The organism is Kitasatospora sp. NPDC087314 (genome assembly GCF_044744365.1).
Lineage (GTDB): Bacteria > Actinomycetota > Actinomycetes > Streptomycetales > Streptomycetaceae > Kitasatospora.
Genome location: NZ_JBIUYE010000003.1, coordinates 49,378 through 61,381 on the forward strand (window position 1 = coordinate 49,378; position 12,004 = coordinate 61,381).

Here is a 12,004-nt window from a genome sequence, read left to right on the forward strand (position 1 = left end):
GCCGTCGCTCAGTTGCCGCGGTGGTGGATCTCCTCCAGGACCGTCGCTCCCAGCTCGCGGATGATCAGCTCCTGACCGGAGAACGCCTCCTCGTTGAGGTCCGGGTCGTCCTCCTCCGGGATGTCGTCCTCCGGCGCCACCGCCTGCACCGGGCGGGCGGGCGGCGCGGCCACCGGCGACGGGGCCTGGACCGGCGCGGGCGCCACCGGGGCGGCCTGCACCTGCGGCGAGGGTTGCGGCTGGACCGGCGCGGGCACCGGGGCCGGCGGCGCGGCGGCCGCCGGACGGGCCGGGGCTCCCCAGCCGCCACCGGCCGGGGTGGCGGCAGGGGAGCCACCACCGGAAACGCCACCGGAGCTGCCACCCGACGGGTCGACGATGCACTCGATCCGCCAGTCCACACCCAGCGCGTCGGCCAGCGCCTGGCGCAACACGTCGTCGCTGTTGCTGCCGACGAAGCTGTCCCGGGCGCCCGCGTTGATGAAGGACACCTGGAGCACGCTGCCGTCGAACCCGGCCACCTGGCCGTTCTGGCTGAGCAGGATCCAGGTGAAGCGGCGGCGGTTCTTCACCGCCTCCAGGATCTGCGGCCACAGCTGCCGGACCTGCGCCGCGCCCTGCTGCGCGGCGCCCGACGGCTGCCCGGCAGGGGCGGCCACGGGCGCCGGGGCAGGTGCCGGCGCGGGCGCTACGGGGGCGGGAGCGGGCGCCGGGGCGGCCTCGGCCACCGGGGCCGGCGACTGCGGCGCGGGAGCGGCGGCCGGGGCCCCGCCCGCCGGCGGGAAGCTGCGCGGGATCGGCCAGGCGCCCGGCGCGGGCCCGGCGGGCGCCGCCGGGGCGGCCGGCGCGGGGGCTACCGGGGCCGACGGTGCGACCAGTGCCGTCGGTACGGGCTGGGCCTGCGCCGGGGCGGCCTCGGCCACCGGGGCCGGCGCCGGAACAGGCGCGGCGGCGGGCGGCGCCACCTGCGCACCCAGGCCCATCGGCGCGGACAGGCCCACCGGCGCGGCCAGTCCGCCAGCCGCCGCCCGGCGCTCCAGCTTGTCCAGCCGGGCCTGCAGCGACAGCTCGTCGCTGTACGCGCCCGGCAGCATCACCCGGGCGCAGATCAGCTCCAGCTGCAGCCGGGGCGCCGCGTTGCCGCGCATCTCGGTCAGCCCGGTGTTGACGATGTCCGCCGCCCGGCTGAGCTCCGCCGCACCGAACGCGTCCGCCTGCGCCTGCATGATCGCGACCCGGTCCGCCGGGGCGTCGATCAGCCCCTTCTCCCCCGCGTCCGGCACGGTGGCCAGGATCACCAGGTCGCGCAGCCGCTCCAGCAGATCGGTGACGAAGCGGCGCGGGTCGTGCCCGCCCTCGACCACCCGGTCGATCACCTGGAACACCGTCGCCCCGTCCTGCGCGGCGAAGGCGTCCACCACCTCGTCCAGCAGCGCCGAGTCGGTGTACCCGAGCAGCGCGGTCGCCATCTGGTACGTCACGCCGCCCTCGGCGGCACCGGCCAGCAGCTGGTCCATGACCGACATCGAGTCCCGCACCGACCCGGCCCCGGCCCGGACCACCAGCGGAAACACCGAGTCCTCGACCTGGATGCCCTCCCGGCCGCAGACCTCCGTCAGGTAGTCGCGCAGCGTGCCCGGCGGGACCAGCCGGAACGGGTAGTGGTGCGTCCGGGACCGGATCGTCCCGATCACCTTCTCCGGCTCGGTGGTCGCGAAGATGAACTTGAGGTGCTCCGGCGGCTCCTCGACCACCTTGAGCAGAGCGTTGAACCCGGCCGAGGTCACCATGTGCGCCTCGTCCAGGATGAAGATCTTGTAGCGGCTGTGCACCGGCGCGAAGAACGCCCGCTCCCGCAGCTCACGCGCGTCGTCCACACCACCGTGCGAGGCGGCGTCGATCTCGATCACGTCGATCGAACCGGGCCCGCCGGTCGCGAGGTCGCGACAGGACTGGCACTCCCCGCAGGGCGTCGGCGTCGGCCCCTGTTCGCAGTTCAGACAGCGGGCCAGGATGCGCGCACTCGTCGTCTTCCCGCAGCCGCGCGGCCCGCTGAACAGGTACGCGTGGTTGACCCTGTTGTTACGCAGGGCCTGCTGGAGCGGAGCGGTCACGTGCTCCTGCCCGATGACCTCCGCGAAGGTCTCGGGGCGGTAGCGGCGGTACAGGGCTAGGGACACACCCCCGACGATATCGGGACGCACCGACAAACGCGTCGCCCCTCGCCTCGCCACCGTCCCCGCCCCCGGTCCGGGAACGCAAAGACCCCCCGTGCACCCGCCAGAGCCCTCTTACCCTTGCTGCCTTCCGGCCCTGGGGGGGTTCAGAGAGATGACGCCACACGAGGGGCTGACCCCCACACTACCGGATCCGGGCCCCGACGATCCACAGGCCACCCCCACCCTCCCGCCTACGGGATAGCTGGTCGCGACCACCCCCGAACATGTACTAAGCTCTCCCACGGAGGATTCGCCTAGAGGCCTAGGGCGCACGCTTGGAAAGCGTGTTGGGGGCAACCCCTCACGAGTTCGAATCTCGTATCCTCCGCCTTTGAAGGCCCCGACCGGGTTCCGGTCGGGGCCTTCCTCGTTCCCTGGTTGCAGTTTTGGTTGCAGTTGCCCGATCGAGCGCTGTCATCGGCGTCGATCAGGAGCCCCGCACACCCATACGGCTCGCGAGAGCAGTCGCGGTCTCCTGCAACACCACCTCCGCCGTACGCCGAAGCGCGCCCTTGACCACGAAGAAGCGGGCACCATCGCGGTCGCCACTACGCACCCGCCACTCGTACAGGCCGTTGCCCGGGACTATCCACCCCCAGGGCGGGCCGGAGCGACGCAAGAAGTCACGGGCGAGCTCGTACCTCGGATGTGTGCCACGGATCCGGGCGAGCATGCCAACGCTGCTCTCGTCCGCGACGAACTTGGGTGTGACCATGACGCCGGGAGCAATCTCTATGGGGTCCACGGCAAGACCATAGATGGGAGAAAGGCCTCATCGTGTGCAGTTGCAGACTCGTATCCACGGGCCGGCACGTGTTTCGCCCCTGTGTCTTCGTCACCAAGACCGGCGCGGACAAGGAACCCCTGTGGGGCACCCGCGAACAGACCGCCTGGGCTTCCGGCGAAAGCCTGATGATCGTCGGCGCACCCGGCGTCGGCAAGACCACCATCGCCCACCAGGTCGTCCTCGCCCGCCTCGGCCTGCAAGCCTCCGTCCTCGACCTGCCTGTCGCCGAGGGAGAGCGGGTCCTCTACCTCGCCATGGACCGCCCCCAGCAGATCGCCCGAGCCATGGCCCGCCGTATCACCCCCGCCGACGAGGCCCACCTGCGCAATCGGCTCGCCGTGTGGCAGGGACCGCTCCCCGCCGCCCTCAACAAGGAACCCGACCTCCTCGCCGAACTCGCCGCCGCCCACCGCGCCGACACCATCGTCATCGACAGCCTCAAGGACGCGGCCAGCACCCTCGTGGACGACTCCCTCGCCGTCGCCTTCAACAACGCCCGCATGCGCGCCCTGCGCGCAGGTGTCCAGATCACGGAGCTCCACCACCAGCGCAAGGCCGCCGCTGACGCCCCACGCGGGATGCGACCGACCCTGGACCGGGTGTACGGGTCGACGTGGCTGACCGCCGGAGCGGGCAGCGGCCTGTTCATCGCCGGAGAGGCTGGCGACCCGGCGGTCACCATCCACCACCTCAAGACCGTGACCGGCGAGATCGGCCCCCTGCCGGTCGTCCACGACCACCAGCGCGGCACCACCTACGTCGAGCCCACCCTCGACCCGGTCACCCTCCTGCGCGCCGCCCCGGACGGCCTGACCACCCGTGACCTGGCGACCGCCCTGACCGGCGAGGCCAACCCCGACCGCGCCGACATCGAGAAGGCCCGCCGCCACCTCGACCGACTCGTCAAGACCGGACTCGCGGTCAAAACCGAAGGCACCGCCGGAGGCGCCGGAGGCGGCCAGCAGGCCCGTTACCGCCCCTCCGCCCGGCACATCACCGCCGTCTCATAACCGCCACCACGGTGACCGGACTGACCGGGGGCAACGCAGTGACCGCGCTCCCGGTCAGTCCGTCGTACTGACCGACCCCAGTGACCGAGGCTCCGGTCAGCCGGTCACTCCGACCGACCTGACCGGAGTGCCACGCAGGCCAGCAGCCCGCCGACCTTCTGACCGGCCCGTCGAACGACCAACGGACGGCACCCACCAAGACCACCGAGCGGCCGGTCAGTCAGTGGATCACCAGGCCAACCGGGCACCGACAACCAGGCGCGGATCGTTCACGGGACCGTACACGCACCCCTCCCGCGAAGGGGCCGGTGGAAGCCGTTCACATCATCCACGCCGAGCGTAGAAACCGCAGGTAGAGCGATCACGGAGGCGTACATGCCGTCCACGCGACCCAGCGTTCACGCGCGAGCCCCCCTTTAGAAGGGGGCTCGCGTGTACGCCCCACCGTGAACGACCCGCCTTCGAGGAGACTTCAAGCCGCCGCCCGCTGTAACCAGGCAGACCTAGCAACAAGAGATCACCGTGATCCGAATCCTGATCAGACCGCCGGAAGCCGGGTCGGGTAGGCGGAGCGCATTGCTGCGCCCCGCCCCCCTCAGAACCGGACTTGCGACTTTCATCGCATCCGGCTCAAGCAAGCCGCGAGGGCTTCGCTGGTGGATCTCCGTCGGTCCGGCTGCCGTCCCCAGCGTGATGCTGGCGGTGGCAGTCCGCGTGGACGAGCCGGAGGTTGCTTCGATCGTCCGATCCGCCGTGTCGCCGGTAGACGAAGTGATGCTTGTTCAGCATCTTCTTCGACGCCGCGAACCACTCGATCCACTCGCGTGGACTGTCGGGCTCGTACTCGGCTCCGGCGATGAGCGCCTGCTTGCACAGCGGGCACCGGCCCTTCTGGGCTGCGGCCAGGGCAAGACTCGTCTTGTCCATCGGCGGCGGCACCTTCCGGCGGCGGCGCTTGTGCCAATAGGCGGTCAGGGACGGATCGTCAGGCGACGCGGTCCCGAACACGATCTCGTGTCGAACGATCTTGGTCCAGGAGAACTTCGGGAGATAGGCCCCACTTTCGTGGTCACCCAGCACCCACATGTCCTGCCTGGACTTGTTGAAGCGGCCGAAGTACCGGTGCTTGATCCACAGCCCCGACTTGTTCGGGTGCTGGCGTCTCGCCCACCGGTAGGCCAGCGTGAACATGTAGCTGTCCAGCGCATGGAACGCGTCGCTGGACACCACGCTCCGGTAGTAGGCACTCCACCCACGGACGATGGGCACCATCTTCCTCAGCACTGCGCCGATATTGCTGCCCTGGAGGGCGCGCATCTCGTCGCGCATGCGTTTCCGGAGCCTCGCGCAGGCCGTCTTACTCGGCTTGATCAGCAGCTTGTCCCCGTGCCTGCGCACGGAGAACCCGAGGAAGTCGAGTCCTTCCGCGAGGTGGGCCACTCTGGTCTTCTCCTCGTTGAAGTGCAGACCCCTCGGTTCCAACCAGCTGATCAACTCATCCCTGACACGGTGAACTTGGGCTTCGTCGTGACCGAGCACGATGAAGTCGTCGGCGTACCGCACCAGAATGGGCGTGCCGGCCACCGCGCGCATCAGGTCGCCCTTTGCGCGCTGGTAGCGGCACCCCGCTGCCTCCTCCATCCCGTGCAAGGCGATGTTCAGCAACAACGGGCTGATCACCCCGCCTTGTGGGGTGCCCTCTGCCGTGGGCGCCCAGCGTCCGCGCTCCAGCACGCCCGCCTTCAGCCAGCCCCGGAGCAGATCCCTGGCAGGGAACTGTCCGATCGTGACCATCAGATGGTCGTGACTGATGCGATCGAACGCCGCCTTCAGGTCCGCGTCCAGCGCCCACAGGCGCCTGGCGCCCTTCCCCTTCGAGGTGAGGAAGACCGCCCGGATCGCGTCCTGGCAGCTGCGGCCGGGGCGGAACCCGTACGACCTGGGTTCGAACCTGGCCTCCCACTCGGGCTCCAGCGCGTTCTTCACGCGGCTTTGCATCACCCTGTCACGGATGACCGGGATGCCGAGCGGGCGTTGCTGTCCATTCGCCTTCGGGATGTACACGCGCTTGACCGGACGGGCCTGCCAAGGAGTCTGCGACCGGTGGAGCTCGGCCGCCAGTCGGCCCCTCGCCTGCGGTGTCAGGGCCACCTCCTTGTCCACACCCGCCGTCGCACGCCCGGTGCTCTGCTGGGTTACCCGCCGCACGCTGACCAGCGTGTTGCTGTAGCTCCGCAGCATGAGCTTCTGGAGATTGCGGACCCTCTTCAGGTCCCCTTCCTGCGAAGCCTTGAAGATCCTCTGCCTCAGCCGCCGTACGTGCGCCTCGTGCTCGGCCCAGTCGATGCCGTGCCAGTCGAGGCCCTCGCCCTCCGGTCCGTTCACCGGGGCGGCCGGAGCGGCAGGCTCGTTGGTCTGCTCGCTCATCACCACCCCCAGCGCCCAACTTGTCCTTCGGTTCCGGCGCCCTTGCGTTGGTGCCTCAAAGGCTCACCTGGCCCACGTCAGCTCCCTTTCGGGCCGGGCACGAGCCCGTATCCGGCGAGTTATGGCGGACGGCGGGTGAAGAGTCCGCTGCCCGGTTTCCCCTGGCCTTTCGGCCTACCGGCCTTCGCTTCTTGGGTCATCCTGTGCCTGCTGAGGGCTTCCGCTTCCCTTGCGGTCGGCCTACCAGGAGCGAACTCCTGGACCTCATCAGGGTTTTCGTGTTCCGCATGCCGAAGATACGGCTGGGGTGGGCGCCCTCTCTCCCCGGGACCAGCGGTGTCCGGCTCCCTGAACTTGCTCGATCCAGGGGCCGCTTGACGCCTCGCAGCGTCCGGGTCCTGCCCGCCGACTACCGACCATCAGCGCGGGTCCTACATCACGAGGATTCCTCAAGGGTTCACCTTCGTTCGCCCGTCCAGCCTTCCCCTCGCCTGTCGCTCCTCGATGGCCAAGGTGCGCTTGGGCTTGAACGCTCAGCTTCACACCCCGCCGTTGCCAGCGACGCATGTGAGCGCGGGGACGGATTCGGACACAAATCCGGAGACATCTCGCTATGACTACCTCTTCACACGATCAGCCTCACTTCGAACAAGCGACCTCACGCCGCGCAGCAAGTTGTGGGGTAAGGACTCCTTACCCGGCCCCGCTCCTGGCGGAGCAAGTTGTCGCATTGGACGGTCCTATGGTCCGCCGCCGCACTTGCCCTCGCCCAGGGGTGCGAGAGCAAGTCCAGAACCAGCGGCAGCGGGGGGCATGGAGCCACTGATGCTCGCGATCTGACAATTACGGTCTGCCGTCAGTCATTGGCTACGGGCGCGAAGTAGTCACGGAGCATGACGGTGGTCCACTCGGCCTGGTGCTGCTCTCCGCGAGGTCCCATCTCACCGAACCACGGCTTCACGTCCAGGACCGGCGTGCCGTCGACAGCGTCGAGGTCCTCGACGTGAAGGTCCAGACCGTCGACCTTGATCAGACGGCAGCGTGAGACCCCGAGCCAGTTCAGGCGCCGCATGTTGCGGTGGCCGAAGATCCCGACCTCAGGCCAGTCCGGGTTGTCCCGGGGCCGGCGGGCTCCGAGGTTCAGGTCGGTCGGGTCGGTGAGGTGGAACCGGAAGACGATCTCCAGGTGCGAGAAGTCCTCCAGGCCTTTGGTCGCGTCGGCGGTGAAGAGGGATCCGTTCAGCCGGATGATTGCCCGGGTGCCGCCCCAGAAGTCGTCTGTCGGTTCGATCCGTCCACCGACCACGTGGCCGAGGGCCTCGACCTCAAACGTCTCACGGTCTGCCATCAGTGACTCCTCATCAGGCTGTTTCGGACAAGTACGCGGCGGCGCGGGCGTCGATCTCGCTGATCGCCGCGGTACTGCGCCGCCGGTAGGGGGAGAGCAGGGTACGCATATCGGCGGCGGCCTGGCGGGTGCGGCCGGACCGTACGCCGTCCATGGCGTCGAGCGCCTGCGACCAAGTGCCGCAGGCCCGGTCGATGTTGTTCATCTGCGCGTACACGGAGCCGAGGTATCCCAGCGTCACCGCGTGGGTGCGGGTGAACTTCGTCGCCTTGCGGGTGCGGACGCTGTGGTGGAACTCGCGCACCGAGCCGTCGAGGTCTCCTATGTCGCGCAGGGCGCACGCGGTCTCGTGGGCCAGGCTCGCCTCACCGAAGAAGAACACCCGGTCCGGCTCAGCGATGTCGTCGCTCGCGGCGGACAGGTCGTCTTCGGCTCGCAGCAGCGCCTTGGCGGCGGCGTTCTTGCGGCCGGCGGAGGCCAGGCTCCGGGCGTGAACGACGCCGAGGAGAGCCCGCTCCCTTGGGGAGGCGAGCGCGTACCGGTCGCCGTCGACGGATGCGGCGGCGAGGTTGAGAGCCTGCTGGTGGTGTCCTAGGTCGATGGCCTGGTGCGCCATCGCCCGCAGTACGTGAGCGGCCATCGGCGGATCGCCGGCCTCGGCCGCGAGTTTCACCGCCTCGGCGAAGTACCGCTGCGCCGTCGCGTGTTGGCCATCATCGAATGCCATCCAACCTGCCAAGTAGGCGAGTTCACTGGCTGCGGAGAACAGATCACGGCGAACACGCTCGTCCGTGAACTTCCCCCGCAGGTAAGCGGTGACGTCGGTCGCCAGGTACTGCACCACGGACGTCCAGGCGTGACCACCGCCCCGCCGCTGATCTACCTGCGAGAACAGGGTGGTCATGTCGCGGACGGCTGCCAGGTCGCCAGGGCCAACCCGCCGCGTTGCGGCAGAGCTGCGCGCACTGCCCCGCTCGGCCATGTGCTGCCACCAGTCTTCGCCGGGCAGGGAGAGTGCGGCCACCGAGTAGACCGCCACCCCCAGGGCCCGCCTGCGTTCCACGTCCACGTCGGCTCTCCCGAGTTCGGCCAGCGCGCTCAGCGTATCGGCGTCCCAGTCGGGTTTTTGGGGTGCGGGCGCGATCAGGCCGATCTGCTCCAGCGTCACGACCCGTCCGCTGAGCGCGCGGCCCAACGCCTCGGCCAGGAAAGCACCGACGTTCCCAGCCGGCTGACCACCGTTCTTCCAGTGCGTGATGCTCGACTTGTTGGTCTCCAAGAGCTCGTCATGCTCGGCAGCCACCCGCCTGACCAGGCGCGCGATGGCATCGCCGGAGAGCTTCGTCTCGTCGATGACCTTCCGCAGCCGCTCGTTCGGTTCCCTCGTCGGCGCCAAAGCGCACCTCCCTGACGGGCCGTTAAACCGCTTAAACCGCATAGCGTGCCCAACACCGTACTCCCAGTAGCGATTAGGCGGTTCACTAACTGCATGCCGCTCCGCAGGGTGGAGCCGATTCGGGTCCTGGACCCCTGCGGAGCGGCGGCCTGCGGCGGCTCCAGCTATGCATCCGGCATCGAGAGTAGCCCCGCCAACTCGCAACCCCGGAGGGGCTGATGACGACTGCCGACCGCACACCGCACCCGTGGAGCCTCAACATCGCCTCCGCACTCGCGGCCCCCACCTGGCCGATCTCGCGCCGATCCACGAGTCCGACGCGGGAGGGCGCCGCTGCGACCAGCAATCGCATGCTGCTGGACGAGCACCGCAGCAAGGACGGGCTGTGCGTCCGGTGCGAGAGCCCCTGGCCCTGCGACGTGACCAGGAGCATCCGCTTCGGGAGCGCCGCGTGAACAGCGCCGAGATCCACATTCAGGCCGGCGACCGGATCGTCATCTTCGTCCCGAACCGGGAACGCGCCCGCCGACGCGCCCTGGTCCTGCGTCAGCTCGCTGCCGGCCGTCGCCGCCGCAAGCGGCACCGGGAGTCGGCGGCGTGAACACCGAGAACTCCGCGGACTTCAAACTCCCCGAGGAGCGCCACCAGGGCCTGTACATCCGCACGTTCAAGATCGCGAAAGACGGCACCCGGTACGACGACTCCGGCGTCATCACCGTGGAGTCGGAACCCGACGCCCACGCCTACCACCCCTCGGCGACCTGGCCCGCCTGCCGCTGCCCGCAGCACCGAGGCGGCTAACCCGCGCGTCCCTGCGGCACCACATCCATCCCACGTGTGAGAGGAAGAGCCTCCCTTGTCCCTCGAACAGCTCTCAGGAAAGACCGTGTTGGTCACTGGTGCTGGTGGCCTCATCGGCAGCCGCATCACGTCCCAGCTCCGGCGGCTCGGCGCCCGCCCTATCTCCGTGTGCAAGCTCGACGCCTACCCGCACGAGGTGTACCGCGAGCGGTTCGGCATCGACGCCTCCGACCCGGACTTTATCGTCGGCGACATCGCCGAGCCGGACCTGATGCGCAAGGTGATCTCCGGCTGCGACTACGTGATCCACGCCGCTGCCCTGGCCGACGTTGCGGCCTGCACGCGTCGGCCGCTGGACGCCATCGACACCAACATCACCGGCACCCAGCGCGTCCTGGACGCCGTCGCAGCCTCGGACCGGGTGCGCAGGATGGTGTTCGTCTCCTCCGCCAGCGTCTATGGCAACGGCAGCCCGCAGTTTGTAGAGGGTGCGGCGGTCCAGCCGGTGTCGGTGTACGGCAACAGCAAGGCATGGGGCGAGTACCAGACCGCCGCGGTGATCGGCGGCGCCGGCATCTCCTACGCCGTCGTGCGGTACTTCTCGGTCTATGGCGAACCACAGGTCGTCAAGGAGAGGAGCCACTCCTGGGTGGTCGCCTGGTTCGCCATGCGGGCCGCGCTCGGCCTGCCGCTGCACCTCAACGGCGGCGGCCACCAGATCCGCGACATGGTCCACGTGGACGACATCGCCACTGGCACGCTGCGCACGCTGGTCGCGCCTCGCGCCCACAACGAGACCATCAACATCGGTACCGGAAGCGGCACTTCGATCCGGCAGGTCGCCGAACTCGTCCGCAGCCACTACCCGGACATTCAGCTGATCGAGACGCCCATGCCTCCCGGCGATCCCGAGGGCGGTTACGCCTCCGTCCAGCGGATGGAGGAGCTGCTGGGCTGGAGGCCGAGCATCACGATGGCGGAAGGCGTCGCCCGCTACGTGACCTGGCTGAAGGCCACCCCTGCCGCCATCCCCGACTGGATGCGCCAGGCGACAGCGGCCTAGATGATCGGCGGCCGACCCAGCCGGGTCATGGTCCCCACCGTGCGCCAGCGCATCGGCTTGCGCCGGCCGCACGGTGTGCGCCAGCCCTCGGCGAAGCCCCCGAACCACGCCTTCAGCCCGGCCACATCCCGGGTCCGGGCGACGGTGAGCGCCATCCATACCCCGAGGTAGACCGGTACCAGCACCGCGGGGAGGTGGCGGCGCGCCAGGTAGACCCGGTTGCGGGCGTTCACCCGGTAGAAGAAGGAGTGCCGGGTCGGGCTGGTTCGCGGGTGCTGGAGCAGCAGCTCGGGGACGTACAGCACCCGCCACCCCGCATCCAGCGCCCGCCAGGCCATGTCGGTCTCCTCGTGCGCGAAGAAGAAGGCGTCCGGCCAGTCGCCGACCTGCTCCAGCATCTTCGAGGACAGCGCGTGACCACCGCCAAGGAAGCTGGTCACCTCACCGCCGCGCATCGGGTCGCCGACCCGCAGCCGGGGGACGTGGCGCCGCTGGGTGACGCCGGTCTCGTCTGCGATCCGGAAGCTCACGATGCCCAGCCCGGGGTCGCCTTCGTACAGGGCGGCGATCCGGGCGAGGACGTCGTCGGCGACCAGCAGGCCGTCGTCGTCGAGGTCGATCACCACGTCCACGTCCCGCAGGTGCTCCAGCGCGACGTTCCGGCCTCCGGTCACTCCGAGGTTGTCCGCCAGATCCACGCCCTCGACCCACGACGGCAGTTCCGGCAGCGCGCACCCGTTGCCGACCACCACGACCTTCGCGGCCTTGACCGTCTGCATCTCCACCGAGGCCAGCAGCTCGGCCAGCTCCTTCGGCCGCGTGCCCATGGTCAGGATCGCCACACCCAGCTTGACGCCCACCGAACCTCTTCCCTTCGAGGAACCAGAGATGACCTCACGAACGCCGGATCACAGCACCGCGTCGCTCAGAGAACTTGCCGAAAACCGGAGCCT

10 protein-coding genes, 1 tRNA gene, 1 other RNA gene and 1 pseudogene are annotated in these 12,004 nt (G+C 69.5%); 6 read left to right on the plus strand and 7 right to left on the minus strand.

Going from position 1 to position 12,004, the window contains the following annotated elements; all coding sequences use genetic code 11:
* Window positions 1-8: 8 nt before the first annotated feature.
* Together ACIO5E_RS06760 and ffs are read right to left on the minus strand one after the other, a co-directional pair.
* The gene (locus ACIO5E_RS06760; RefSeq protein WP_400664553.1) at window positions 9-2,180 is read right to left on the minus strand and encodes a DNA polymerase III subunit gamma and tau; all 2,172 of its coding nucleotides are present in this window, start codon (window positions 2,178-2,180) and stop codon (window positions 9-11) included.
* A gap of 80 nt (window positions 2,181-2,260) precedes the next feature.
* An RNA gene (gene ffs / locus ACIO5E_RS06765) (signal recognition particle sRNA small type) lies at window positions 2,261-2,351 on the minus strand.
* Window positions 2,352-2,462: 111 nt separating this feature from the next.
* Between ffs and ACIO5E_RS06770 the strand changes: the two genes are divergently transcribed.
* Window positions 2,463-2,547, plus strand: a tRNA-Ser gene (locus tag ACIO5E_RS06770).
* Between the two features lie 99 nt (window positions 2,548-2,646).
* Here ACIO5E_RS06770 and ACIO5E_RS06775 read toward each other — a convergent pair.
* The gene (locus tag ACIO5E_RS06775) at window positions 2,647-2,964 is read right to left on the minus strand and encodes a hypothetical protein (protein WP_400664554.1); all 318 of its coding nucleotides are present in this window, start codon (window positions 2,962-2,964) and stop codon (window positions 2,647-2,649) included.
* Window positions 2,965-3,050: 86 nt separating this feature from the next.
* Between ACIO5E_RS06775 and ACIO5E_RS06780 the strand changes: the two are divergent.
* Window positions 3,051-4,016, plus strand: a pseudogene (locus ACIO5E_RS06780) (AAA family ATPase); the annotation flags it as partial.
* Between the two features lie 630 nt (window positions 4,017-4,646).
* Here the strand turns inward: ACIO5E_RS06780 and ltrA are convergent.
* The 3 genes from ltrA to ACIO5E_RS06795 form a co-directional block, all read right to left on the minus strand.
* Complete coding sequence (ltrA, locus tag ACIO5E_RS06785) at window positions 4,647-6,443, minus strand: group II intron reverse transcriptase/maturase (protein ID WP_400664556.1); 1,797 nt, start codon at window positions 6,441-6,443, stop codon at window positions 4,647-4,649.
* Between the two features lie 856 nt (window positions 6,444-7,299).
* The gene (locus tag ACIO5E_RS06790; protein ID WP_400664558.1) at window positions 7,300-7,791 is read right to left on the minus strand and encodes a TrmO family methyltransferase; all 492 of its coding nucleotides are present in this window, start codon (window positions 7,789-7,791) and stop codon (window positions 7,300-7,302) included.
* 13 nt (window positions 7,792-7,804) lie between these two features.
* Entirely contained in the window at window positions 7,805-9,187 is a 1,383-nt protein-coding gene (locus tag ACIO5E_RS06795; protein WP_400664559.1) for a Tat pathway signal protein, read from the minus strand.
* Between the two features lie 218 nt (window positions 9,188-9,405).
* On the opposite strand from ACIO5E_RS06795, the gene ACIO5E_RS06800 reads away from it, so the two are divergent.
* The 4 genes from ACIO5E_RS06800 (at window position 9,406) to ACIO5E_RS06815 (ending at window position 11,051) form a co-directional block, all read left to right on the plus strand.
* Window positions 9,406-9,642 carry a hypothetical protein gene (locus ACIO5E_RS06800; protein WP_400664560.1) on the plus strand — a complete coding sequence of 79 codons (237 nt, stop codon included), beginning with the start codon at window positions 9,406-9,408 and terminating at the stop codon, window positions 9,640-9,642.
* Window positions 9,639-9,788, plus strand: coding sequence for a hypothetical protein (locus ACIO5E_RS06805; protein WP_400664562.1), 150 nt, complete (start codon window positions 9,639-9,641; stop codon window positions 9,786-9,788). The genes ACIO5E_RS06800 and ACIO5E_RS06805 overlap by 4 nt, the downstream gene beginning before the upstream one ends.
* Window positions 9,785-9,988, plus strand: coding sequence for a hypothetical protein (locus tag ACIO5E_RS06810; protein ID WP_400664564.1), 204 nt, complete (start codon window positions 9,785-9,787; stop codon window positions 9,986-9,988). The genes ACIO5E_RS06805 and ACIO5E_RS06810 overlap by 4 nt, the downstream gene beginning before the upstream one ends.
* An 85-nt stretch (window positions 9,989-10,073) precedes the next feature.
* Window positions 10,074-11,051: an NAD-dependent epimerase/dehydratase family protein gene (locus tag ACIO5E_RS06815; protein ID WP_400664566.1), complete on the plus strand. Its 978-nt coding sequence runs from the start codon at window positions 10,074-10,076 to the stop codon at window positions 11,049-11,051.
* Here ACIO5E_RS06815 and ACIO5E_RS06820 read toward each other — a convergent pair.
* On the minus strand, window positions 11,048-11,878 hold the full coding sequence (locus ACIO5E_RS06820) for a glycosyltransferase family 2 protein (protein ID WP_400665337.1): 831 nt from the start codon (window positions 11,876-11,878) through the stop codon (window positions 11,048-11,050). The genes ACIO5E_RS06815 and ACIO5E_RS06820 overlap by 4 nt on opposite strands.
* Window positions 11,879-12,004: the final 126 nt, after the last annotated feature.

Bases quoted from the DNA above. Each gene is read 5' to 3' on its own strand.
- ACIO5E_RS06800 (WP_400664560.1), top strand. From the start codon at position 9,406: ATGACGACTGCCGACCGCACACCGCACCCGTGGAGCCTCAACATCGCC.
- ACIO5E_RS06790 (WP_400664558.1), bottom strand. From the start codon at position 7,791: ATGGCAGACCGTGAGACGTTTGAGGTCGAGGCCCTCGGCCACGTGGTC.
- ltrA (WP_400664556.1), bottom strand. From the start codon at position 6,443: ATGAGCGAGCAGACCAACGAGCCTGCCGCTCCGGCCGCCCCGGTGAAC.
- ACIO5E_RS06820 (WP_400665337.1), bottom strand. From the start codon at position 11,878: ATGGGCACGCGGCCGAAGGAGCTGGCCGAGCTGCTGGCCTCGGTGGAG.